Below are 23960 nucleotides of genomic sequence, written 5' to 3'. Positions count from 1 at the left end.
CCACCGGCGTCCGCCGCGCGGAGGACGGGGCGCGCCTGCGTCGTTTCGACCGTTGTCGGTACGAGGACCTAATCTGTGCACCGTGACTTCGCCTGCCAACACGGACAACGCCGCGTCCCGGCCCGGCGCGGGGCCGCGGCCCGCCCCGGGTCCGGCCGCCGACGAGGGGCTCGCGCGGCGGCTGCGGGCACTCGCCTGCACGGCGCCGCTGCACGACCTCGACGCGCGCAAGGCGAATTTGGCCGGCGAGTACACGGTCTACGCGATGGCGGAGATCGCGCTCGCCGCGATCGACCTCGTCACCCTCAACATGGACTTCGACACGGGCGCCGACCACGACCAGATAGTGGCCAGGCTCCTTCCCCGCATTGCCGCCCAGGCCCCCGGCCGCCCGGCCGCCGAGCACGAGCGGGTCGCCCGCTGGGTGCTGGAGAACCTGATCAACGTCGGCAGCGTCGACCGCGGATTCCGCGCCGTGTACGGCACGTTCGGGGCCGACGGCCTGTACGTCCGCCGCGACTACGACTTCAAACTCATCGAGGAGGTTCCCGGGCACGGCGGCACCGTCTACCTCCGCACCACGGACGAAGCGGTCAACGTCCTGGTCGGAGCCCTCGACACGGACGTCACCAGCGCCCAGATCGCCGCCGAGGTGAAGCTGGAGGTCCTCATCAGCCGCGGCCGTCTCGCCGACGCCCAGCTCGCCGCCGAACAGGCCCGCTACCGCACCGTGCAGTACGCGGAGACCCTCCGCAAGACGCTGGAGGCGACCCGGCGCAACGTCCGCGCGGTCGACTGGCTCAACGCCGTCCCCGACATGATCGCCGAGGCGCTCGACCACGTCGCCGACCGCTACCGCCACGAGAACGCGATCCTCACCAACATCCGCCGCGCGCGCGACGAGGCCGAGGACCCCGAGCACAAGCGCCGCGCGGCCGAACTCGTCGACATAGTCAAGGACTGCATCCGCCGTCACACCCAGCTCCAGTCCCGCCTCCTGGAGGCCGGACCGCTGTTCCGCGCCGAGCAGGACCGGCAGGCGTTCGCCACACCCGCCGCCCGCACCGGCCTCGATCTGTACGGCCAGCTGGTCGCGCCGTTGCTGCCGCTCCCCGTCGAACGGGCCATCAGGGTCACGGACGCGTTCTTCGCCCACGGCACCGGGCTGCGCACACCCGTGGCGGTCCGGGTGGACGATCTCGTCGGGATGCTGCTCACCCCGCCCCAGGAGCGGGAGCACCTGGGCGCCGAGATGCCGGAACCCGACCTGATCACCACCCCGGACGACAGCAGGTTCAGCGAGGAACAGCTCGCGAGCGCCATGGAACTCCTCGACCTGGAGCACGACGCGCCGCGCCGGCTGTCCGGTCTCCTCGCGGAGGCCCGGCGCCGCGACCCCGATCTGCCCTACCTGGTCGCCCTGCTCGCGGTGCACGCCGCGAGCCCGCCCGTCGGCACCGCCTACCGGCAGGGCGAGGAACGCCTGTTGTTCTCCGTCGACGACGGCACACCGCTGGACGACCAGGAGTTCGGCGGCGCGGACCTGATAGTGGGTACGGCCCTCCTCGACGCGGCCGGAATGGCCGCGGACCGCTCGGAGGCGTCATGACCGGCGCCCCGTGCGCACCGGAGGGGACGGCGACGGCCCGCCCCGGGCGCACCGGCCGCGTACCCCGCCGCCCCGACGCCGCCCGGCCCCGGGGAAAGGCGTACGCCCCGGCCGTGCACCCCGCGCCGGGCGCAGTACCGACCGCAGCGGACGCGACCCGCCCGCCGGCCGGACGGGCTCCGGGCGCACGGACCGCACCGCCCCGGGCGGACGCCGCGAGACCCGGCGCCGCCCGACCCGTACCGAAGAGTCACCAGAGTCACCGCAACGAGGAGCGACCGTCGTGAGCGACCACCACGCACAGCACGCCGACGCGTGGACCGAGCCGACCGCCGCGTACGCCGCCGAGAGCACGGCCCCGGCCGCACCGGCCGCCCCCGCGCCCGCCTCCCTCACCCCGGCCGACGCGGCCGACGCGGCTCGGCTCGTCGCCTTCGGCCTGCAGCCCAAGCTGCTGCCCGCCCGCGACCTCGCCTACGCCGACCTCCTCCGCCGCTACCGGGAGGAGCCAGGCTTCGCCCGCCTCGCCGACGCCGTCGCGACCGGCCTCGGCCTCGTCGTGCTGGAGGTGTCCCCGCGCGCCGGAATGGCCGTCACCGCCGGTGAGGACTCCGTCTTCGCCGTCCGCATGGGCGACTACGCCCGCCGCGCCTCGTCCGACTCCGCCGACCGCTTCCTGCACGGGCTCGCCCACCTCGCCGTCGCGGCGATGGCCTTCCCCCGTCCCGAGGACCTCGCCGACGACGTGTACATCGGCCGGATCACCGTCAACGGTGTCGACGCGTTCGTCCGCCAGGCGTGCCGCCGCCTGGAGGAACGCGCCGAGGAGCACGGCGACAACACGGACCCGGCCACCGACGCCCCCGGACTGGAGGCGGCCTGGCGGATCTATGCCCGGCGCAGCGCCACCGGAGCCACCAAGGACGCCCGGAGACTGGCCGGCTCCACGACCGGCATCGTCGGCAAGGCGGTCGCCTTCCTCACCGATTCCGGATTCCTCCAGCGCACGGGCGACGACGCCGGAGGCGCCTTCCGCACCACCGCCCGCTACCAGCTCCAGGTCCGCGACATGGCCGGCGGCGCCGCCATGGCCGAGCTCCTGGAACTCGGCGTCGTACCGGTCACCGACGGAACGGCGACGCTGCTGCCGCCGCCCGACGGGGACGACCTGGAGCTGGCCGCCGACGCCGGACTGCCCTTCCACGCCTGACCGGCACACGCCGCCACCGGTACGCACCGTCGGCCCTGCCGCCGCCGGACGTCCCCGCCCGTTCCCCGAAACCTCGTTTTCTCCCGATATCCCCTCCCGCTCCCTGAACGACGAGAGTCCGCCGAAATGTACGAGCTGTCCCGGATCCGCCTCTACTCCATCGGGCCGGCCGGCGCGCGCTACGCCGACACCGTGCTCGACCTGCGCGGAGTGGGCGATCCCGTGCCCGACCCCGCCCCGGCCCAGGCGGAGTTCTTCGAGGAGGAGCCGGTCGGCCCGCCGCGCCGACCAGCCCCCGCCGGGGTGCTGTTCCTGGAGAACGGCGGCGGCAAGTCGGTGCTGCTGAAGCTGATCTTCTCGGTGATGCTGCCCGGCCACCGCAACACCCTCGGCGGCGCCAGCTCCGGTGTACTGCGCAAGTTCCTGCTCGCCGACGACTGCGGCCATGTCGCCCTCGAATGGCAGCACACCCTCACCGGCGAATGCGTGGTGGTCGGCAAGGTCAGCGAGTGGCGCGGGCGCCAGGTCTCCAACGACCCGCGGAAATTCGCCGAGGCCTGGTACTCCTTCCGCCCCGGCCCCGGCCTCAGCCTGGACTCCCTGCCGGTCGCCGAGTCCACCACCGTGCACCGCCCCGCCGAGGGCGCCTCCGGCGCGAAGGGCCGAAGGCGCACGATGAAGGGCTTCCGCGACGCCCTGACGGAGGCGGGCAAGTTCTACCAGCACCTCGACGTGCACTGGGAGGAGATCCACGACCGCTGGAACGAACACCTCGGGGACCTCGGCCTGGACCCGGAACTCTTCCGCTACCAGCGCGAGATGAACGCCGACGAGGGCGAGGCGGCGGGACTCTTCGCCGTCAAGAAGGATTCCGACTTCACCGACCTGCTGCTGCGGGCCGTCACCGACGCCCGGGACACGGACGGCCTCGCCGACCTGGTGAGCGGCTTCGGCAACAAGCTCGGCCGCCGGGCCGAGCTGACCGCCGAACGCGACTTCACGGCGGGCTCGGTCGATCTGCTCGGACGGATCGTGGAGGCCACCGAGTCCCGCGCCCGCGCCCGCGACATCCACGCGGGCGCCGAACGCCGCACCCGCACGCTCGCCCGCAGGCTCTCCGCCCGCGCCGGAGAGGAACGCGGCCGCGCCGCCGAACTGGCCCAGCAGGTGACCTCCGCCGCCCACACCGTCACCACCGCCGAGGAGGCCCGCGGCCGCAGCGCCCTCATCGCCGCCGAACTGGCCTACCGGCACGCCTCCCTGGCGCTGACCGCCGCGGAGAAGGGCGCGGCCGCCCAGCGCCGCGAACTCGGCGACGCCCGCACCCTGCACTCCGCCTGGCAGGCCGCCGAGGCCGTCCTGCGCCACCGCGCCGCCGCCGACCGCTCCGCCCGCGTCGCCGCCGCCATCCGTGAGGCCGAGCGGGACGCCGCACCGGCGCTCGCCGCCCGCGCCCGGGCCGCCACCGATCTCGTACGGGCCCTGCACACCGCTGCCGAGGCGGGCGAGTCGCTGGCCAACGAGGAGGAGGCCCGCTCGGACGCCCTCCAGGCCGCGGGCGAGACCGCCCACCGCGACGCCACCATCGCCGCGACCGAAGCCCAGCGGGCCCGCAGCGAATCCGGACACCTGCGCCAGCGCCTCGCCGAGGTCGAGCAGGAGACGGCCGAGGCGGTACGGGCGGGCTGGCTCGACGACACCGCGCCGGACGCCGACCCCGCGCGCTCCGCCCTCGCCGCCAGCGACGCCGAGAAGTCGGCCGTCGCCGCCTGGGACACCGCCAGGGAAGCCGCCCGCTCGGCGTCCGAACGGGCCAGGGAGGCCGCGGCGGCCGAGAGCCGCGCCGAACTGGCCGCGGCGCGCGCCGCCGACGCCGCTCGCGCCGCGGAACAGTCCTACGAGGCCGAGCGCAGGGCCGCCGAGTCGATCGCCGCGTCCCCCCGCCTGGCGGAACTGCTGGGGCTGCCCGCCGTGCGGGACACCGGCGTACCCGGCCCCCGACAGGACGCGGACGCAGGCGGACCGGACAGCGGCCGTGCGGGCCCGGCGGACCGCCCGGCCCGCGGACCGCACGGCACCGGCCGGCCGGCCGACCACGAACAGCCCCTCACCGTCGAGGAGTTCGATCGTGGCGCCGACCAGTTGCGGGACCTGCTCGACCAGTCCATCGCCTCCGCCGAACGCCGTCTCTTCGACCTGCGCACCGCCGCCGCCGACGACGCCCGGATCCTCGGCGCGCTCGGCGACGGCGGACTGCTGCCACCCGGCCCCGACGTCCTGGCCACCGTCGAGTACCTCGGCGAGCACGGCATCCCGGCCCTCCCCGGCTGGCGCTACCTCGCCCAGGCCGTCGACCCCGCCGACCACGCGTCCGTGCTCGCCGCCCGGCCCGAACTCGTCGACGGTGTCGTCATCACCGACCCCGACTCGCACGCCCGCGCCCGCGAGGTCCTGAGCGCCGCCGCCCTGCTGCCTCGCTCCGCCGTGGCCGTGGGCACGGCCGCCGCGCTGCTCGCCCCGGTCCCCGCCCCCGGCTCGACCGCGGACACGGAAGGCGTGTTCCTCGTCCCGCCGAACCCGGCGATGCACGACGAGCACGCGGCCGACGAGGAACGGCAGGCCCTCAGGGTCAGGGCCGCCGCCCGTGACGAGGACATCCGCTCCCTCGCCGCCCGTCTCGCCGCCGACCGCTCCCTCGCCGCCCGCATCGGCTCCTGGCGCGCCGACTGCCCGCCCGGCATGCTCGCCGAGCTCGCCGAGGCCGCGGGAACCGCCCGTACCGCCGCCGAGACGGCGGAGGCCGGGCTCGCCGAGGCCCGCACCCTGCGCGCCGAGGCCGACGAGGCCGCCGCGGACACCGCCCGCGTGCGCGACGAACGCCAGGAGGCCGCCCAGCGCGCCCGCCGCGCCGCCGACGCACTCGCGGGACTCGCGCACCGGCTCCGCGAACGCGCCGCCTGGCAGGCGAAGCTGCGCGAACTCACCGACGAGGCCGCCGAGTCGCAGGCCCGCGCCACGGTCTGCCTGGAACGGGCCCGCGCCGCCGACGAGGACCGCAGGGCCGCCCAGCGCGCCGCCGACGACGCCCGGCGCACGGCCCGCGCGCTGCGTGCCGAGCGCGCCGAGATCGCGGGCGCCCCCGAGCACCTCCCGGAACCGGAGGACGACGCCTCGCGCCCCGCCCTGCCCGCGCTGCGGGAGGCGTACCGAGCCGCGTCGCAGCTGTACGAGAAGGTGGGCGTCGGGGCCGACCTGCGGGCCGAACAGGCACGCGCGGAGGGCGACGAGAGCGCCGCCCTCGCCGAACTCGACCGGCTCACCAACAAGGTCCGCACCCGGGCCGCCCAGCTCCTCGAAAGCACCGACGGCGCCGACGGCCCGTCCCGGCAGGCGGCCGCCGCCCGTGCCGAATCGCTGGTCCAGACCCTGGAGACCCGGGCCTCCGCCGCGAGCGAGCAGCTCGGCCGACTGCGCGGCGAGGCCGAGCGCCTGGCCCCGGCCGACGGCGAGCCCCACCACACCGAACTCTCCCCCGAACTGGTCCCCACCGACGCCGATCAGGCCCAGATCCTTCTGCGCATCGCCACGGCCGAACTGGCGTCCGCCACCGCGACCCTGGACACCGCCCGCGCCGCCCACGCCGAACTGCTGCACGCACACCGCATCGCCGAGGAGTCGGCGGGGGGCTTCGACGAGACCGCGGCGCTCCTGCGTGACCTGCTGCGGGACCACGGCACGGAGGACGAGCCCGAGGCGCCCGAGCCGTACCCCGGCGGCCTCGACGAGGCACGGCGGTCGGCCACCGAGGCCCGCCGATCGCTGCGCGGCTGCGCCGCCGACCTGTCGGCCGCCGAGAGCGCGGTCCGGGAGGCGAGCGACGTCCTCGTCCGGCACGCCAACTCCACCCGGTACGAGCAGGTCCGCACCCCCGCCCGTCAGCAGATCCGGGAGCTGCCGGCCGCGGCGCTGCCCGAGCACGCGGAGAAGTGGGCCGCCGCCTTCGCGCCGAGGCTCCGTGTCCTCACCGACGAGCTGACCCAACTGGAGCGCAACCGCGACTCCATCGTGGACCGGCTGCGCGGACTCGTGGAGTCCTCGCTGACCACGCTCCGGTCCGCCCAGCGCCTCTCCCGGCTCCCCGAGGGGCTGGGGGAGTGGTCGGGCCAGGAGTTCCTCCGGATCCGCTTCGAGGAACCCGACCAGGCGACCCTCACCGAACGGCTCGGCGAGGTCGTGGACGAGGCCACCCGCGCCGCGCTCAGGAAGAACTCCGACCTGCGCAGGGACGGCATGTCCCTCCTGCTGCGCGGTGTGCAGGCGGCGCTGGAGCCCAGGGGCGTCGCCGTGGAGATCCTCAAGCCGGACGCGGTGCTGCGGGCCGAACGGGTCCCGGTCGGGCAGATGGGCGACGTGTTCTCCGGCGGGCAGCTGCTCACCGCCGCCATCGCCCTGTACTGCACGATGGCCGCCCTGCGCAGCAACGACCGGGGCCAGGACCGGATCCAGCACCGGCACGCCGGCACGCTGTTCCTGGACAATCCCATCGGCCGCGCCAACGCCACGTATCTGCTGGAGCTCCAGCGCGCGGTGTCCGACGCGCTCGGTGTGCAGCTGCTCTACACCACGGGGTTGTTCGACACCACGGCGCTCGCCGAGTTCCCGCTGGTCATCCGGTTGCGCAACGACGCGGACCTGCGGGCGGGGCTGAAGTACATCAGCGTGGAGGAGCACCTGCGCCCGGGGCTGCCGCAGCAGGACCCGAGCGGGGAGACGGTGCACGGCGAGATCACCGCCACCCGCATGTTCAAGCGCAGCACCGCCACGACACCGGCCGACACCACCCGGACCGCGGCCTCGGCCCCGTCCGGCGCGTAGACGCCAGGCGTCCCGGTCCACGGGGCCGTCCGGTCCGCCGGTCCGCCGGGCCGGACGGCCTCGCGGCCCGGACGGCCCGGGCGGACGGGACGGTCAGGCCCGCGAGAAGTCGCCCGCGCCCCGGCGGCGTGTGCGCGCCTCCTCCCGCCGGGCGGCCCGTGCGGCCCGGCGCGCGCCGCGGCGCTCACGGCGCAGTTGCCGTGCCGAACTGCTCGGCGCGGACACCACGCCGTGGCGCTGGTTCCAGACCTGCCGGGTGACCCAGACGTCCAGCACCGCCCAGGTCGCGATCACCGTGCTGGCCACACTGCTCAGCACCATCGGGAAGGCCAGCCAGGACTCCGCCAGTGTGCACAGGAAGGCCACCACGGCCTGGATGATCGTCAACGACATGATGAGCACGGCACGCACGGCGGCCGTGCGGACGGGATCCGGCATCCGCCAACGGGTGGCCGGCTCCTCCACCCAGAGCTGCCGGCGTCGCTGACGCGGGATCGGCGCGCCGGGGGCGGCTGCCGAGGCCGTTCTCGCGGCCGGGGCCGACGGCCCCCGGCCCCGGCGTTCTTCCGTATCCAAGAACTCTCAACTCCCCACCAATGTCCGACTTCAGGGTTTCTGCCCGGGATGTGCCGTCTCTACGCGCGGGTGGAACGGACCGTCCTGTCCCGAGTGCTCCCGTTGTTTCCCCTGCCCCGTACAGGGAGACGAGTGACAGGGTGGGAAAATTCCCCCGATCCGTCATCGAGCGAAAATTTCCAGCCAACTGACCTCCCCGACAGTGTGATGCCTCCACGGGGCTCTTCTGCCGCTTTCGCGAAATTCACGGTCCGGAATACCGGGAGAACGTGTGATCAACACCGGGGTCGCGGCTGAAAAACATCCCAGACATCCCTTCGAGTTGCCTCCCCGTCGGTAGTAGGCTCGCGCCGTTTGTTGACGGAACACGACCCCTCGCCCCGTGGGGTCGGGCTGGGGGAGGCCGTGCGCTTTCGCGGGAAGTCCATCCGCAGGAAGATCGTGGCACTGCTGCTGGTGCCCCTCCTCTCCCTCACCGGACTCTGGGGTTTCGCCACATTTCTGACAGGGCGTGAAGCCGGTCATCTGATGCGCGCGAACACCGTCGTGGAAAAGGTCGGCCATCCTCTGGAGAACACCGTCCGCGCCCTCCAGGAAGAGCGCCGTCAGACACTCGTCCTCCTCGCCGACCCCAGGACCTCCGACGGGCCGACCCTGCTGCGGCGCCAACGGGATGCCACCGACCGCGCCCTGACGGAGGTCAGGGACAGCGCGGGACGCGAGGACGTCCGAGACGCTCTGCGGACGGACGACGAGACCCGGCTGAACTCCCTTCTCGGGACGGCCGAGGGCCTCGGCGCGCTCCGCGAATCGGTCGACCGGCGCACCATCGACCGTTCGAAGGCGATGGAGTTCTACGGGCGACTCGTCGATCCCTGCCACAGCTTTCTGACCGGTCTTCGCACGATGGAGAACGTGTCGATGGACAAGCAGGTCCGCGCGCTGGTAGGTATCTCACGGGCCCGCGAAATGCTCTCCCGGGAAGACGCGCTGGTCGCCTCGTCACTCATCGCCGGGCGGATCACCGCCACCGAACTGCGCCAGGTCTCCGATCTCGTCGCCAACCGCGGACTGCTCTACGAGATCAACGGCGAGATGCTCCCGTCGGCGGAACGCCAACGGGTGGTGCGGTACTGGTCGAGCCCGGACAGCGAAGCGCTGAGAACCGCTGAGAAGGCACTCCTGGACGCCGGTCCCACCGACGAACCGCGCGTGGTCGACGCCGAGCGCTGGCAGGAGGTGGCCACACCGGTCCTGGACCGGCTGGCCACCGACTCCACCGAGATGAACGACCGCTTCCAGGACCGCGGCAAGCCCGCGGGCTACAGCGTCCTGATCAAGGCCGGGGTGGCCGGCGTCCTCGGCTTCCTGGCCCTGCTGGCCTCGGTGTTCGTCTCCGTGCGCATCGGCCGCGAGCTCATCCGAGACCTCTCCCGGCTGCGCAAGGACGCCCACGACGTCTCCGGAGTCCGGCTGCCGAGCGTGATGCGCCGACTCGCGGCCGGTGAACAGATCGATGTCGAGACCGAGGCACCGCGTCTCCAGTACGAACGGGACGAGATCGGCCAGGTCGGGCAGGCACTCAACACCCTGCAACGCGCCGCCGTCGAAGCCGCCGTCAAGCAGGCGGACATGCGGCGCGGTGTGTCCGAGGTCTTCGTCAACCTCGCCCGCCGCAACCAGGTGCTGCTGCATCGGCAGCTCACGCTCCTGGACGCCATGGAACGCCGCACCGAGGACACCGACGAACTCGCGGACCTGTTCCGCCTCGACCACCTGACCACGCGCATGCGCCGCCATGCCGAGGGCCTGGTGATCCTCTCCGGTGCGGCCCCGTCCCGCCAGTGGCGCAAACCGATCCAGCTGATGGACGTGGTACGGGCAGCGGTCGCCGAGGTCGAGGACTACGAGCGGATCGAGGTCCGCCGGCTGCCCCGCATCGGTGTGAGCGGCCCCGCCGTGGCCGACCTCACCCACCTGATCGCCGAACTCCTGGAGAACGCCACCGTGTTCTCGCCCCCGCACACCGCGGTGCAGGTACTGGGGGAACGCGTCTCCAACGGCTTCACGCTCGAGATCCACGACCGCGGCCTCGGCATGGCCCCCGACGCCCTCCTCGACGCGAACCTGCGGCTCGCCGAGACTCCCGAGTTCGAGCTGTCGGACACCGACCGGCTCGGCCTCTTCGTGGTCAGCCGCCTCGCCCAGCGGCAGAACGTCCGTGTCTCGCTGCAGACCTCCCCGTACGGAGGCACGACCGCGGTCGTCTTCATCCCGGGGGCGCTGCTCACCGACGCACCCGAGACGCACGGCGCCGGCTTCCGTCTCGACCGGCGCTCCGAGGAGACGGCCACGGGCACGAGGACGTCCGGCCGCCAGGGGCCGGGCGGCGGCAAGGACCGGTCGGACGGGGCGCCGGACCGCCGGGCCACCGGAAGGTCCCCGGGCCTCGTACCGGTACCCGCGGGCATCGCGGACCCGGTCCTGCTGGACGGGCCGGTCGAGCTCGAGGGCCCGGTGGAGACGGCGGACCTGGCGAACGACCCCCTGCTCGATCCGGTGCTGAGCGGAGCGGCCGACCTCGACGACGCCGACAGCGAGTGCGGCGGCATCTTCCGCGCCCGTGACCTCGGGCGCGACCGCGAACCGCACCGGCAGGCGTCCGGACGGCCCGGCGACGCCGCGGGCGGCGGGCGGGCGGGGCGCCCCGCCGGACCGGTGCCGCTGCCCCGCCGTAAACCGCCGACCCTGGTCGCCGACAACGGGCGCCGGGTCGGCGAGGCGGGGCGCGCCCACCCCGTCACCGCCGAGCACGGCTCCCCGCCCCGCCGGAGCGGGGACCGCGGCCCGGTCGCCGGGGCACCGGGCGTCAGGAACCCGGGTACCGACGGTGCGACCAGACCGGCCGCCGTCGGACCGTGGCTCTCCGAGGCCGGGGCCGGCGATTCCGCCGCACCGCACGACACCGCCGGACCCCGGGAGTCCGCGGGCCCCTGGAAATCCGCCGGGCCCGCCCCGGCCTCGGCCGCCGGGGGCGAGGGCGCGACGGCCTCCCGACCGCCCCGCGAGACGGTGGGCGGTCTGCCCCGCCGCATCCGGCAGGCGAGCCTCGCCCCGCAACTGCGCGAGGTGACCGGCGGTCGCGACGCCGGACCGGCCCGGACGGGACCGGCACGGGACTTCGAACGCGACGCGGACGAGGTGCGTGACCGCATGGCCTCGCTCCAACGCGGCTGGCAGCGCGGCCGCAGGCAGAACGCCGAGGACATGACCGGTCCCGGTGACACAGCACAAGGAACCACTTCCGAAGGGGACGGTCGATGACCGCACCGAACGCCGTAGCAACCACCACCGAACGCCGGGGCTCCGGCCGGCTCAACTGGCTCCTGGACGAACTCGTCGGACGCGTCGCCAGCATCCGCAAGGCACTGGTGCTCTCCAGCGACGGTCTCGCCACCGGCACGTCCGAGGAACTCACCCGCGAGGACAGCGAACACCTGGCGGCCGTCGCCTCCGGTTTCCACAGCCTCGCCAAGGGCGTCGGACGCCACTTCGACGCCGGCGGGGTCCGCCAGACCGTCGTCGAACTCGACGAGGCGTTCCTCTTCGTCACGGCGGCGGGCGACGGCAGCTGCCTCGCCGTGCTCGCCGACGCCGACTCCGACGTCGGCCTGGTGGCGTACGAGATGACGCTGATGGTCAAGCGCGTCGGCGCCCACCTGGCCAACGCGCCCCGGACGACCGGTCAGACCGCCGGGGGGTGAACGGACGGCATGAGCGCTGATTCCTCCTTGGGACCCCCGGCACCGCATACGGGCCCGCAGACGTCACGCTGGTACGACGCCGAGGCGGGACCCGTGGTCCGCCCGTACGCGATGACCCGCGGGCGCACCAGCAGCGCCTCCCGTCATCGGCTCGACCTGATCGCGGTCGTCGTCCCCGAACCCGCGGCCGACGCCCCCGCCCGTGACCAGACGCTCTCCCCGGAACACGTGGAGATCGTCGAGCTGTGCAGCGCCACGCCCCAGTCGATCGCCGAGCTCGCGGCGGGCCTGGACCTCCCCGTGGGGGTGGTCCGGGTCCTGGTCGGGGACCTCGTCGAGGACGAACTCGTGCACGTGACCCGTCCCGTTCCGCCGGCCGAGCTGCCGGACGTGAGCATTCTTCGCGAGGTGATCAATGGCCTTCGGGCGCTCTAGCCGCCGCAAGCGGCCCGTCGATCCCGTCACCCTGAAAATCCTGGTGGCGGGCGGCTTCGGCGTGGGCAAGACGACTCTGGTCGGCGCGGTCAGCGAGATCCGGCCGCTGCGGACGGAGGAACGGCTCAGCGAGGCGGGCCGTCCCGTGGACGACGTGGCGGGGGTGGAGACGAAGACCACCACCACGGTGGCCATGGACTTCGGCCGCATCACCCTGCGAGAGGACCTGGTGCTGTACCTGTTCGGCACCCCCGGCCAGGACCGGTTCTGGTTCCTCTGGGACGAACTGGCCCAGGGGGCGCTGGGGGCGGTCGTGCTCGCGGACACCAGACGCCTGGAGGACTGTTTCGCGGCGGTCGACTACTTCGAGCGACGCCGGATCCCGTTCGTGGTCGCCGTGAACTGCTTCGAGGGCGCCGACGTCTTCCCCGTCACGACCGTTCGGGCGGCGCTCGACCTCGACCCCGAGGTGCCGGTGCTCATGTGCGACGCGCGGGACCGCTCCTCCGCGCGGGACGCGCTGGTGACGGTCGTCGAGCACGCGGCGGACCGGGTGGAGCGCCCGCGCGAGCCCGCGACAACATAGTGCTGTGACCGGGAAGGTTCACCGGCTCGCGACGCCCGGCACGGCACCTCGCGGCGTTGTCGCATCACCCGCGTACGTCCCGTACGCGGACGGTCCTCCGCCTTGCGGTCCATGGGGTCTCCCCTGTTCGAGCGAAGCCGAGAACTCGGGGAAGCACCGGACGCCGCACGGCCCGGTCTCCGGCCGGACGACGGCACTTCGACGACACGGCCTGGTACCGCTCCCGGCAACGTCTTCCCGTCGCTCGGCCGGAGGGCCGGACAGGGCGGCGTCCGGCACCCCGCGAAGACCGCCGCCCGCGGTCACGGCCGACGGTTGACGGCGAGCCACTCGGCGGCGGTCTCCGCCAGCTCGTGGTCGCGTCCCGCCAGCATCGTCCGGATCATCCGCACGTCACCGCGGAGCGACCAGACGGGGTGCCCGAACGTGGCCGGGTTGTTCTTCTCGATCAGGAAATGGGCTGGCCAGGCTGTCCCGTAGCCGATCAGCGGCAGCGCGGCGGCGTACCTCTTGCGTCCCCGCGCCAGGCCGTAGGCGGCGACCGCGAGACCGGTGAGGGTCCCGGTCAGATGGACCCAGCGGGTCGCGGCCCTGGAGTGCATCGCGACGTAGTAGGGCCAGAATTCCTCGTACGAATCGAACTCCTGTTGTGACATACGGGCACCGTAATGGCCCGGACGGCAACCGGAAACGGCCCGGACGCGTCGGAGGGGGAGGAGGGGCGGCCGGAACCCGCGGGGGTGGTCCCGGCCGCTCCCTCCCGTCCGCGTGTCAGTGCCCCGCCATGGACCTTCTCGCGACCGGGAAGTCGAAGCAGGTGTCCGGGAACGGCTCCGCCCGGAGGGTGTAGTGCCACCATTCCTCGGCCAGGTTCACGAATCCGGCCTCGGCGAGGGTCCGCTTCAGGAACTGCCGGTTGGCCCGCTGCGCCCCCTGGACCCGCGGGTCGTCGGTGTGGGCGAGCGTGTCGAAGCAGTCGAAACCCGTGCCCATGTCCACGGAGCTGTCCGGGAAGCGCTCGTCCTGCGGTGCGTAGCAGGGCACGTTCCACCGGCCGGGTTCGTCCGGGCCGGCCGGTGCGGCGGGCAGCTTCACGAGCGTCAGGTCCACCGTGCTGCCCCGGCTGTGCCCGGACTTCTCCGCGATGTACCCGTCCGCGAACAGCCGCGACTTGTCGACCCGGGGGTAGAACTCGCCCTTCATCGTCTGGTCGTCGAGGTCCTTCGCCCAGCGCACGAAGTGGTCGACCGCCCGCTGCGGCCGGTAGCAGTCGTACACCTTCAGGGAGTAGCCCCGGCGCAGAAGCCGGGTCTGCGCGCGGTGGAGGGCCCGGGCCGCGGGACGCGTCAGGATGCAGAGCGGCTCGCGGTAGCCGTCCACCGGCACGCCCATGAAGGTGTGGGCGGTGGGGTAGCGCATCTCCTGGATGATCGTCGGGTCGACCGAGCGGAGCGCGACGAATTCGCCGGGGGCCTTCGGCTCGGGCCGGGCCCGGGCCGCCGGGGCGGTGGCGGTGACGGCGAGCAGGGCGGCGGCAGCGGTCACCAGGACACGGAAGGCGGAACCCATACCTGTCATGGGCACATAATCCTGGAACGGGGGAGAGCGCGACAGAGGATCGGATACAGTCCGCGCGTGTCCGCGTTCACGAATCATCCGCAGAAGCCGGTCAAGGGCTCCCACTGTGCCACGTGCGGCGCACCGTACGCCGTCCCGGCAGCCCCGGCAGCCCCGGCAGCCCCGGCAGCCCCGGCAGCCCCGGCAGCCCCGGCCGACTGGCCCCGCACCTGCGCCGCCTGCGGGGACACGGCCTACCGCAACCCCTTGCCGGTCGCCGTGGCCCTGCTCCCCGTCACCGGCCGCGACGGCACCGGCCTCGTCGTGATCACCCGGACCATCGCGCCGCAGTTCGGCGGGGTCGCGCTCCCCGGCGGCTTCATCGACCACGACGAGGACTGGAAGCACGCCGTGGTGCGCGAACTCCGTGAGGAGACCGGTATCGAGGCCGACGAAGGGGACGTCCGGCTCGCCGACGCCCTCAGCGACCCGGAAGGCCACCTGCTCCTCTTCGGGCTCCTCCCGGCACGCCCCGAAGCCGCCCTCCCGCCCTCTGTACCGACCGACGAGACCACGGGCTTCCACGTGCTCGGCGCACCCACCGAGCTCGCCTTCCCCCTGCACACGCTCGCCGCCCGGTCGTGGTTCGAGGGCGGCTACCACTGACCGGACGACCCCGCGGGGCGCCCCGTCATCGCGCGCCCCGGGCCCGCCACCACGGCCGGTGCCCCCCGTCCGCCGGCGTGCGTCCGAGCATCACGCCTCCGTGACCGCGCGCTCCGGTACTCCGAGCCGTCCTGCTGCGCGCCCCGGCACCAGTCATCCGCGACCGCGCGCTGCGGCACCGGGCATCCGCGACCGCGCGCCCCGGCACTGCGTGCTCGCCCCGTCGCGCGCCCCGGGCCTACGCGCCGCGCACGCGTACCGGGCGGCCGGGTCCCTCCGCCCCCTCCCGCTCCACCACGACCTTTCCGTCCACCAGCCTCGTCGTGTACCGCTCGACATCCGCCCGTTCCCGGCCGTCGCCCGGGTCCGGCACCACCAGCCCGCCGCCGGTGCGTCCCGCCGCCGGAGCCCAGACCTCCAGCTCCACCTCCCCGTCCGCACCCCGCACGGGCAGCACCGAACCGGCCCGCGCCAGCACCGGCACCCGGGACAGCGGAGCGTCCAGCAACACCTGCCCCGGCCCCTCGTGGACCTCACCCGTCACCGTGTCGTACCACCGCCCCCGCGGCAGCCGCACCGCCCGGCGGTCCGCGCCCCGCTCCAGCACCGGCGCCACCAGCAGCGCGTCCCCCAGCAGGAACGCGTCCTCGCAGTCCCGCAACGCGCGCTCCCCGGGCGCCCCCCACCACAGCGGCCGCACGTACGGCGCGCCCGTCAGCGCGGCCAGCCCCGCCAGCGTCTCGAAGTACGGCCTCAGCCGCTCTCGCTCCACCAGCGCGGCCCGCGCGTACTCCAGCACTTGCGGCCCGAACTCCCACGGCTCCCGCCGGCCCGCGTCGATCGCCGCGTGCGTCCGGAACAACGGCAGATAGGCACCGAGCTGGAACCACCGCAGATACAACTCGGGCGAGGGGGACCCGTCGAACCCGCCCACGTCCGGCCCCGAGTACGGCACCCCGCACAGCCCGAGCCCCAGCACCAGTGCCAGCGACGCCCGCAACCCGGGCCAGCCGGTCGCCACGTCACCGGACCAGGTGCCCCCGTACCGCTGCATCCCCGCCCAGCCCGAACGCGAGAACAGGAACGGACGCTCCCGCGGCCGCAGCCGGCGCAGCGCCTCGTGACCGGCACGCGCCATGGCGAGCCCATACACGTTGTGCGCCTCGCGGTGATCCCCACCGCGGCCCTCCAGGCAGTGCCGCGCCGACCGCGGCAGTGTCGGATCCCCGAACGCCGCGAACGACACCGGCTCGTTCATGTCGTGCCACACCCCGGAGAACCCCTGCTCGAGCCGCTCCTCGTACAGCCCGCCCCACCACTCCCGCACCAGCGGATCGGTGAAGTCCGGATACACGCACTCACCCGGCCACACCTCTCCGCGCACCACCCGCCCCCGGGCGTCCCGCACGAACGCCCCACGGCTGCCGACCTCCGTGCCCGAGTCGAACACCGCGTACCCGGGTTCCGCCTTCACCGCGGGATCGACGATCGACACCAGCCGGACCCCCTTCTCCCGCAACTCCTCCGCCAGCCCCGGCAGATCCGGGAAACGTCCCCGGTCGACGGTGAACACCCGGTTTCCGTCGAAGTGATCGATGTCCAGATGCAGCGCGGACAGCGGCAGCTCCCGTTTTCGGTACCCGGCGACGATCCGCCGCACCTCCCGCTCGCCGCCGAACCCCCAACGGGCGTGCTGTGGACCGAGCGCCCATGACGGCGGCAGCGCCGGGGCGCCCGTGAGCGCCGTCCAGCTCTGCAGCACCCGGGCCGGCGTACCCGCCGTCGCCCAGCACCGCAGCGGCCCGCCGTCCATCCGCACCTCGCACGTGCCCGGACGGTCATGGCCGGAACCCGCGCCCTCCTCGCCCTCGCGCAGCGTCACCCGCCCCGACCAGCTGTTGTCGTGGAACACCAGATGCGTCCCCGTGTCGGACACCACCAGCTGCACCGGCATGGTCAGGGACAACGGATCGTCCTCCGGCCCGAACCGCCCCCCGGGATCGGTGTTCCACAGCCGGTACACCCCGTCCCGCAGCCGAGGCCCCGAGGCCCGCCCGCCGAGCCCGAAGAACCGGGCGTCCGCGGGCACCTCGGACCGTTGCACCCACCGGGCCGTTCCCCCTGCCACCGGCTCCCACCAGCGCGGCGGCAGCTCGCGCCGGAGCATCACCCCGCCCGGCGTCCGCAGCTCCACGGCCCCGTGCCGCGACACCGCGAGGGTCAGCCGCTCCGACACCACCTGCCAGCCGTCCTCCGTGTCCGGCTCCAGCCGGGCCCGCGGATCCGCCTCCGGTGCCGCACCGGCCAGCGCGTACGACGGCAGCGGATCGGCCCCGTCCCAGCTCCAGAACACCGCGCCGCCCACCGTCACCCGGACCCGCAGCTCCGACCGCGCGAACCGCACCACGCCCCCGCCCGGCCCCGGCTCCGCGCCCACCACGAGCCCCGGCACCCGCGCCCGCTCCGCACCACGGCGCGGCAGCGCCCGCGCGTCCGCGTTCCGCCTGCGCACGGCTGCGCGCACCATGCGCAGCCCCCGCGCCGAACCGACCAACTTCACCGAGCGCACCAGGTCACGACCATCCATGCGGATCACCCTGCCACCCGACGGACCGGGGGCGGGCCCCGTTCAACTTCCGTTCACCCGCGATCGGCCCGCGCGTACCCGTGGTCGGCCCACATGTGCGGACACCGGAGCATGTGCGGTGAACCCTGGTGCGAACGACGATCACATGGCATCGTCCGTAACGGCCGCTTCACGCGCACACCCCGGCACGTGTGCGCGTCCCAAGCCCGCCCCGCGTATCCGTACAGTCAGGGAGCAGCCCATGACCGCAGCAACCGACGAGACCCCGCTCTGGCAGCCCGGCCCCGACCGCGTCGCCGCCGCGGCCGTCACCCGCTTCCAGAACTGGGCGGCGGGGCGCTACGGAGCCCCGGCCGAAGGCGGATACCCGGCACTGCACCGCTGGTCCGTCGAGGAACTCGACACCTTCTGGAAGGCCGTCGCCGACTGGTTCGACGTACGGTTCTCCACCCCGTACGAGTCCGTCCTGGGCGACCGCACCATGCCCGGCGCCCAGTGGTTCCCGGGCGCCACCCTCAACTACGCCGAACACGCCCTGCGCGCCGCCGAGGACCCCTCGCGCGCGGACGCCCCCGCGCTGCTCCACGTCGACGAGACCCACACCCAGGCCGCGGTCTCCTGGTCCGAACTCCGCCGCAGGGTCGGATCCCTCGCCGCCGAACTGCGCGCCCTCGGCGTCCGGCCGGGCGACCGGGTCGGCGCGTACCTCCCCAACATTCCCCAGGCCGTCATCGCCTTCCTCGCCACCGCCGCCGTCGGCGGGGTCTGGACGTCCTGCGCCCCGGACTTCGGCGCCCGCAGCGTCCTCGACCGCTTCCAACAGGTCGAACCCGTCGTCCTGTTCACGGTGGACGGCTACCGCTACGGCGGCAAGGAGTACGACCGCGCCGACACGGTCGCCGAGCTGCGCCGCGAACTCCCCACCCTGCGCGCCGTCGTCCACATCCCGCTCCTGGGCACGGACGCCCCGGACGGCGCGCTCGAATGGTCCGCCCTCACCGCCGCGGACACGGAACCCGTCTTCGAGCCAGTGCCCTTCGACCATCCGCTGTGGGTGCTGTACTCGTCAGGTACGACCGGACTCCCCAAGGCCATCGTCCAGTCCCAGGGCGGCATCCTGCTCGAACACTTCAAGCAGATCGGCCTGCACTGCGACCTCGGCCCCGAGGACCGGTTCTTCTGGTACACCTCCACCGGCTGGATGATGTGGAACTTCCTCGTCTCCGGCCTGCTCACCGGCACCACGCTCGTGCTGTACGACGGAAGCCCCGGCTTCCCGGACATCGGCGCCCAGTGGCGGGTCGCCGAACAGACCGGAGCCACCCTCTTCGGCACTTCCGCCTCCTACGTGATGGCCTGTCGCAAGGCCGGCATCCACCCCGGGCGCGACCTCGACCTCTCCCGAATCCAGTGCGTCGCCACCACCGGATCCCCGCTCCCGCCCGACGGATTCCGCTGGCTGCACGACGAGGTCGGCGACGACCTGTGGATCGCCTCCATCAGCGGCGGAACGGACGTGTGCAGCTGCTTCGCCGGTGCGGTCCCCACCCTTCCCGTACACATCGGCGAGCTCCAGGCCCCCTGCCTCGGCACGGACCTGCGGTCCTGGGACCCCGAAGGCAAACCGCTCGTCGGCGAGGTCGGCGAGCTCGTCGTCACCGCACCCATGCCGTCCATGCCGATCCGCTTCTGGAACGACCCCGACGGCAGCCGCTACCACGACAGCTACTTCGACATGTACCCCGACGTCTGGCGTCACGGCGACTGGATCACGATCACCGAACGGGGCTCGGTCGTCATCCACGGCCGATCCGACTCCACCCTCAACCGCCAGGGCGTGCGGATGGGCTCGTCGGACATCTACGAGGCCGTCGAGAGGCTCCCCGAGATCCGCGAATCCCTCGTCATCGGCATCGAGGAACCCGACGGCGGCTACTGGATGCCGCTGTTCGTCCACCTCACCGAGGGCGCCGTGCTCGACGACGACCTCCGCGACAGCATCAAGCGCACCATCCGCGAGAACCTCTCGCCGCGTCACGTCCCGGACGAGGTCATCGAGGTCCCCGGCATCCCGCACACCCTCACCGGCAAGCGCATCGAGGTTCCGGTCAAACGCCTCCTGCAGGGAACCGCCCTGGCCAAGGCGGTCAACCCCGGCTCCGTCGACAACCTCGAACTCCTCCACTTCTTCGAGGACCTCGCCCGCAGACGTCGCTGAGCGCCACGTTGTCAGTGCCCTTGATTACTCTGAGTGAGCAATGTTCGTCAGCGCACTGGGGGAGTCACATGGCGCACCACAACAACATCCGGCGGACCGGGCCCGGCGGGACCGAGCCCGGGAGGACCACGCACGAAAGGGCCGCGCAGGAACGGCCGGGGCGGGAGAGGACCGTCGCCACCGCCCGGCCCCGCAGCCGCGGCCGTACCGGGACGTCCATGCGCCGCATGCTGCGCCGCGAAGCCCCCAGCACCATCGGCCTGCTGGCCGACGAACGGGACTTCGCGGCGATGCGGCGCTACCGCACCTTCGTCTTCGACGACCACACCGTCTATCTCCAGCAGGTCGAGGGCCTGCTCAAGTCCCTCGCCGCACAGGGCAGGCACGCCACGGTCGCCCTCTTCGACCCCGAGGAGTACGCGGAGTTCTGCGCCGAGTCCGGAATCGCGGCCGACGCCCCCGCCAGCCGCAGCCGCTTCACCGCGGAGGTCGCCGCGTCCGGAGCCACCGTCGCGTACACCGGCCAGCGCATCGACGACCTGATCCCGCTCCTGGTCGACCGGGCCGTCCGCCAGGCCACCTGGGAGTACGCCACGATGACCCTGGCCGGCCTCGGGGAGTGCGCGGACTGCGGCCAGGACATCGGCCGCGCCGCCTTCGACCGGGCCTCCCATCTCCTGCTGCGCATGCTGGAGACCGCGGGGCCGGGCACCCACCACCTCGTCTGCTCGGCGCCCGCGGCGGGCGAGCACCTGCTCTCGGTCCTCCACGCCGAACGTGACACCGGGGGCCCCGTTCGCCTCGAATCGGCGGAGGGCGTCGAGTTCGTCACCGTCCTCGCCGTAGGCATCGCCCTCGAAAAGCCCGGGGGAGTCGTGCTCCGCACCAGCAATCCCGGCGCCCGGGACCGCGTCCACGGCTGGCGCCTGGACCGCGCCTGCCTGGTTCCGCTCACCGCGGGCGAGGTCTTCAGCGCCTACTGCACCGACGCCGACACCGGCGAACCCGTCGCCCCCGAGCCGCATGTGGACTACTGCGCGGGCTTCGACCTCGGAGCCGACGAGCCGGAAGAACACCACTGAGAACGGAGGGAACACCGGAACGGGGACACACCGCGCGAGGACACCGAAGGGGCTCCCCGCACTCACCGGGCGGGGAGCCCCTTCACCTCGGTACGCGGCGCGCGGCTACTCGCCCGACAGGACGGCCTGGGCGGCCGTCCGCGCCTCCTCCGCGGAGTCCGCCGCACGCGCGGCCGAGGCGGCACGCTCGCACTGCGCCAGTGTGTGCTTGGCCAGAGCGGCGCGCACATACGGAATGGACGCCGCGCCCATCGACAACGACGTCACACCCAGCCCCGTCAGAACGCAGGCGAGCAGCGGATCGGAGGCCGCCTCACCACAGACGCCACAGCTCTTTCCCTCGGCCCGGGCCGCCTCCGCCGAGAGCGCCACCAGGTCGAGCAGCGCCGGCTGCCAGGGGTCCTGGAGCCGGGACACCGCCCCCACCTGCCGGTCGGCGGCGAAGGTGTACTGCGCCAGGTCGTTGGTGCCCAGCGACAGGAACTCCACCTCCTGCAGGATCGAGCGTGCCCGCAGCGCGGCGGACGGGATCTCCACCATCGCCCCGAACTTCGCCCCCAGCCCCGCCTCACGGCAGGCGTCGGCGAAGGCTCTCGCGTCCGTACGGTCCGCCACCATCGGGGCCATGACCTCGAGATGGACGGGCAGACCCTCGGCCGCCTTCGCCAGCGCGGTGAGCTGGGTCCGCAGCACCTCCGGGTGTTCCAGCAGGCTCCGCAGCCCGCGTACACCCAGCGCCGGGTTCGGTTCGTCCGCGGGCGTCAGGAAGGCGAGCGGCTTGTCGGCACCGGCGTCCAGCACCCGCACCACGACGCGCCCTTCGGGAAACGCCTCGAGCACCGCCCGGTACGCCGCGAACTGCTTCTCCTCCGACGGCGCCCGCTCGCTGTCGTCCAGGAACAGGAACTCGGTACGGAAGAGACCCACGCCCTCAGCACCGGCCTCGACCGCCGCGGGCACGTCCCCCGGTCCTCCCACATTGGCGAGCAGCGGGACCTTGTGACCGTCGGAGGTCGCCCCCGGACCGGTCGACGCGGCCAGCGCGGCCTTGCGCGAGGCGGCGGCGCTCCGCAGTTCCGCACGCTTCTCGGCGCCGGGCTCCACGAAGACCTCGCCGGTGCTGCCGTCCACCGCGACGACAGCACCCTCGGCCAGCTCGATGGCACCGGGGAGGGCCACCACTGCGGGCACACCGAGCGCCCGGGCCAGGATCGCGCTGTGACTGGTCGGCCCACCCTCCTCGGTGACGAAACCGAGCACCAGCGCGGGGTCGAGCAGCGCGGTGTCGGCGGGCGCCAGGTCCCGCGCGATCAGTACGTACGGCTGGTCACTGTCCGGCACGCCGGGCATCGGCACACCGAGCAGCCGGGCCACGATCCGGTTGCGCACGTCGTCGAGGTCGGCGACCCGCCCCGCGAGGTACTCCCCGGCATTGGCGAGCAGCGCCCGGTAGGAGGCGAAGGCGTCGTAGACCCCCCGTTCGGCGGAGCTGCCGACGGCGATGCGCCGCTCCACATCGGCCATCAGCTCCGGGTCCTGCGCCATCATGGCCTGGGCCTCGAGGACGTGCTGCGCCTCGCCCCCGGCCAGATTGCCCCGCGCGATCAGGTCCGCCGCCACGGCCTCCACCGCCTGACGGGCGCGCCCCTGTTCGCGCTCCGCCTCCTCGGCCGGGATCTGCTTGGCCGGCGGTTCGAGCACGGCCGTACCCATATGACGCACCTGGCCGATCGCCACCCCGTGGCTCACGCCGACGCCTCGCAGCGTTGTCTCCATCTCACCCGTCCCCGGTCGTGCGGTGGGCCGTGCCCCCGCTGTGGATATCCGGTCCGCTGTCACTTCGCCGAGTCCGTCACTGCCAGCCGAACAGTGTGTCGCCGGTCTTCACGTCCCCGTCCTCCCGGACGTCGGCAAGGGAATCGGCCGTGGCCTCGAGTGCGACGACCGGGCACACGGGAGACTTGCCCGCCGCCTCCACACCCGAGGGATCCCACCGCACGATCCCCTGGCCGCGCGCGACCGTGTCCCCCTTGTTCACAAGGAGTTCGAAGCCCTCGCCGTTGAGCTGAACGGTGTCGATACCGAGGTGGACGAGCACACCGTGCCCCTGCCCGTCCACGACGACGAACGCGTGCGGGTGGAGTGAGACGACGATGCCCTCGACCGGCGACACGACCTCGGACGGCTCACGCACGGGATCGATCGCGGTCCCCGGGCCCACCATCGCGTCGGCGAAAACCGGGTCCGGCACTGCGGCGAGCCCGATGGCACGTCCGGCAAGAGGCGACGTCACAGCGGTCATGGGGAACCTCCCAGGGGTGGGGCTCGGGTGGCGTCGTCACGGCTCGCGGACGACGGCGTGCTGTTCAGCAGCGTAGGTCAAAAGAAGTTCCGATTCCGCCCGAGTGCTGACGGTTCGAGACCCTGAGCGGCCACCGGGACGATTTGCCTCGCCCTGGGCCCACCTGTATGGTCATACCTCCGCCTGGCCCCGATGCAACATGGATTCGGGGTCGGTGACGACTCCTCACGCACGATTCCATTTCAGGATGGGCACCCGCATGTCCGCAGGGGGCCGGTCAGGGAAAGGGAAAATGCCTGATAGAGTCGGGCTCGCCGAAAGAGGAAAGCGCGAAAGCGTAAATCTGGAAGGCGAATTATTCTGCTCTGCAGAGGCCCGCTTCGACCGGGAATCGGACACGAAAGAGTCTGATAGAGTCGGAAACGCAAGACCGAAGGGAAAAGCCCGGAGGAAAGCCTGGACCGGAAGGTCGGGGTGAGTACAAAGGAAGCGT

General features: G+C 73.3%; 16 protein-coding genes. 10 read left to right on the top strand and 6 right to left on the bottom strand.

The window, feature by feature from the left end; all coding sequences use genetic code 11:
- Positions 1 to 82: 82 nt before the first annotated feature.
- The 3 genes from ACFYXM_RS30175 to ACFYXM_RS30165 all read left to right on the top strand — a co-directional run bounded on the left by ACFYXM_RS30175 (position 83) and on the right by ACFYXM_RS30165 (position 7694).
- A complete protein-coding gene (locus tag ACFYXM_RS30175) occupies positions 83 to 1609 on the top strand; it encodes a hypothetical protein (protein WP_389294105.1) in 1527 nt (508 codons plus the stop codon).
- Positions 1610 to 1892: 283 nt separating this feature from the next.
- Positions 1893 to 2819 carry a hypothetical protein gene (locus tag ACFYXM_RS30170; protein WP_389294104.1) on the top strand — a complete coding sequence of 309 codons (927 nt, stop codon included), beginning with the start codon at positions 1893 to 1895 and terminating at the stop codon, positions 2817 to 2819.
- Between the two features lie 126 nt (positions 2820 to 2945).
- A complete protein-coding gene (locus ACFYXM_RS30165; protein WP_389294102.1) occupies positions 2946 to 7694 on the top strand; it encodes a hypothetical protein in 4749 nt (1582 codons plus the stop codon).
- Between the two features lie 93 nt (positions 7695 to 7787).
- On the opposite strand, the gene ACFYXM_RS30160 is transcribed toward ACFYXM_RS30165, so the two are convergent.
- On the bottom strand, positions 7788 to 8270 hold the full coding sequence (locus ACFYXM_RS30160) for a hypothetical protein (RefSeq protein ID WP_389294100.1): 483 nt from the start codon (positions 8268 to 8270) through the stop codon (positions 7788 to 7790).
- A 405-nt stretch (positions 8271 to 8675) separates the two neighbouring features.
- On the opposite strand from ACFYXM_RS30160, the gene ACFYXM_RS30155 reads away from it, so the two are divergent.
- From ACFYXM_RS30155 to ACFYXM_RS30140, 4 genes are read left to right on the top strand one after another with little or no spacing between them, the layout of a single operon-like run.
- Positions 8676 to 11594, top strand: a complete 2919-nt coding sequence (locus ACFYXM_RS30155; RefSeq protein ID WP_389294098.1) for a nitrate- and nitrite sensing domain-containing protein — start codon at positions 8676 to 8678, stop codon at positions 11592 to 11594.
- Complete coding sequence (locus ACFYXM_RS30150; RefSeq protein ID WP_073790261.1) at positions 11591 to 12034, top strand: roadblock/LC7 domain-containing protein; 444 nt, start codon at positions 11591 to 11593, stop codon at positions 12032 to 12034. The genes ACFYXM_RS30155 and ACFYXM_RS30150 overlap by 4 nt, the downstream gene beginning before the upstream one ends.
- Before the next feature lie 9 nt (positions 12035 to 12043).
- Positions 12044 to 12469 (top strand): DUF742 domain-containing protein, encoded by a 426-nt coding sequence (locus tag ACFYXM_RS30145; protein WP_389294096.1) that lies wholly within the window; start codon positions 12044 to 12046, stop codon positions 12467 to 12469.
- Complete coding sequence (locus tag ACFYXM_RS30140; RefSeq protein WP_389294095.1) at positions 12450 to 13055, top strand: ATP/GTP-binding protein; 606 nt, start codon at positions 12450 to 12452, stop codon at positions 13053 to 13055. The genes ACFYXM_RS30145 and ACFYXM_RS30140 overlap by 20 nt, the downstream gene beginning before the upstream one ends.
- Before the next feature lie 302 nt (positions 13056 to 13357).
- Here ACFYXM_RS30140 and ACFYXM_RS30135 read toward each other — a convergent pair whose 3' ends face one another.
- Complete coding sequence (locus tag ACFYXM_RS30135; protein WP_389294093.1) at positions 13358 to 13711, bottom strand: Mpo1-like protein; 354 nt, start codon at positions 13709 to 13711, stop codon at positions 13358 to 13360.
- Between the two features lie 115 nt (positions 13712 to 13826).
- Entirely contained in the window at positions 13827 to 14633 is an 807-nt protein-coding gene (locus tag ACFYXM_RS30130) for a M15 family metallopeptidase (protein ID WP_389294091.1), read from the bottom strand.
- A gap of 57 nt (positions 14634 to 14690) precedes the next feature.
- Between ACFYXM_RS30130 and ACFYXM_RS30125 the strand changes: the two genes are divergently transcribed.
- Positions 14691 to 15278, top strand: coding sequence for an NUDIX domain-containing protein (locus ACFYXM_RS30125; RefSeq protein WP_389294089.1), 588 nt, complete (start codon positions 14691 to 14693; stop codon positions 15276 to 15278).
- 238 nt (positions 15279 to 15516) lie between these two features.
- Here the strand turns inward: ACFYXM_RS30125 and ACFYXM_RS30120 are convergent, their stop codons facing one another.
- Positions 15517 to 17865 carry a glycoside hydrolase family 31 protein gene (locus ACFYXM_RS30120; RefSeq protein ID WP_389294087.1) on the bottom strand — a complete coding sequence of 783 codons (2349 nt, stop codon included), beginning with the start codon at positions 17863 to 17865 and terminating at the stop codon, positions 15517 to 15519.
- 241 nt (positions 17866 to 18106) lie between these two features.
- On the opposite strand from ACFYXM_RS30120, the gene ACFYXM_RS30115 reads away from it, so the two are divergent.
- Both ACFYXM_RS30115 and ACFYXM_RS30110 read left to right on the top strand, forming a co-directional pair.
- Entirely contained in the window at positions 18107 to 20083 is a 1977-nt protein-coding gene (locus tag ACFYXM_RS30115) for an acetoacetate--CoA ligase (protein WP_389294086.1), read from the top strand.
- Positions 20084 to 20301: 218 nt separating this feature from the next.
- Positions 20302 to 21165 (top strand): hypothetical protein, encoded by an 864-nt coding sequence (locus ACFYXM_RS30110; RefSeq protein WP_389294164.1) that lies wholly within the window; start codon positions 20302 to 20304, stop codon positions 21163 to 21165.
- Positions 21166 to 21270: 105 nt separating this feature from the next.
- Here ACFYXM_RS30110 and ptsP read toward each other — a convergent pair whose 3' ends face one another.
- Together ptsP and ACFYXM_RS30100 are read right to left on the bottom strand one after the other, a co-directional pair.
- Positions 21271 to 22941, bottom strand: coding sequence for a phosphoenolpyruvate--protein phosphotransferase (gene ptsP, locus ACFYXM_RS30105; RefSeq protein WP_389294084.1), 1671 nt, complete (start codon positions 22939 to 22941; stop codon positions 21271 to 21273).
- Between the two features lie 76 nt (positions 22942 to 23017).
- A complete protein-coding gene (locus ACFYXM_RS30100; protein ID WP_389294082.1) occupies positions 23018 to 23467 on the bottom strand; it encodes a PTS glucose transporter subunit IIA in 450 nt (149 codons plus the stop codon).
- Positions 23468 to 23960: the final 493 nt, after the last annotated feature.

The organism is Streptomyces sp. NPDC002476, assembly GCF_042889785.1.
GTDB lineage: Bacteria > Actinomycetota > Actinomycetes > Streptomycetales > Streptomycetaceae > Streptomyces.
Note: the sequence above shows the minus strand (reverse complement) of the source record. Positions and strands in the feature narration are given on the sequence as shown.

Coding starts and splice junctions, on each gene's coding strand:
- ACFYXM_RS30115 (WP_389294086.1), top strand. CDS start 18,107: ATGACCGCAGCAACCGACGAGACCCCGCTCTGGCAGCCCGGCCCCGAC.
- ACFYXM_RS30135 (WP_389294093.1), bottom strand. CDS start 13,711: ATGTCACAACAGGAGTTCGATTCGTACGAGGAATTCTGGCCCTACTAC.
- ACFYXM_RS30110 (WP_389294164.1), top strand. CDS start 20,302: ATGCGCCGCATGCTGCGCCGCGAAGCCCCCAGCACCATCGGCCTGCTG.
- ACFYXM_RS30120 (WP_389294087.1), bottom strand. CDS start 17,865: ATGGATGGTCGTGACCTGGTGCGCTCGGTGAAGTTGGTCGGTTCGGCG.
- ACFYXM_RS30130 (WP_389294091.1), bottom strand. CDS start 14,633: ATGACAGGTATGGGTTCCGCCTTCCGTGTCCTGGTGACCGCTGCCGCC.
- ACFYXM_RS30140 (WP_389294095.1), top strand. CDS start 12,450: ATGGCCTTCGGGCGCTCTAGCCGCCGCAAGCGGCCCGTCGATCCCGTC.
- ptsP (WP_389294084.1), bottom strand. CDS start 22,941: ATGGAGACAACGCTGCGAGGCGTCGGCGTGAGCCACGGGGTGGCGATC.
- ACFYXM_RS30145 (WP_389294096.1), top strand. CDS start 12,044: ATGAGCGCTGATTCCTCCTTGGGACCCCCGGCACCGCATACGGGCCCG.
- ACFYXM_RS30165 (WP_389294102.1), top strand. CDS start 2,946: ATGTACGAGCTGTCCCGGATCCGCCTCTACTCCATCGGGCCGGCCGGC.
- ACFYXM_RS30100 (WP_389294082.1), bottom strand. CDS start 23,467: ATGACCGCTGTGACGTCGCCTCTTGCCGGACGTGCCATCGGGCTCGCC.
- ACFYXM_RS30150 (WP_073790261.1), top strand. CDS start 11,591: ATGACCGCACCGAACGCCGTAGCAACCACCACCGAACGCCGGGGCTCC.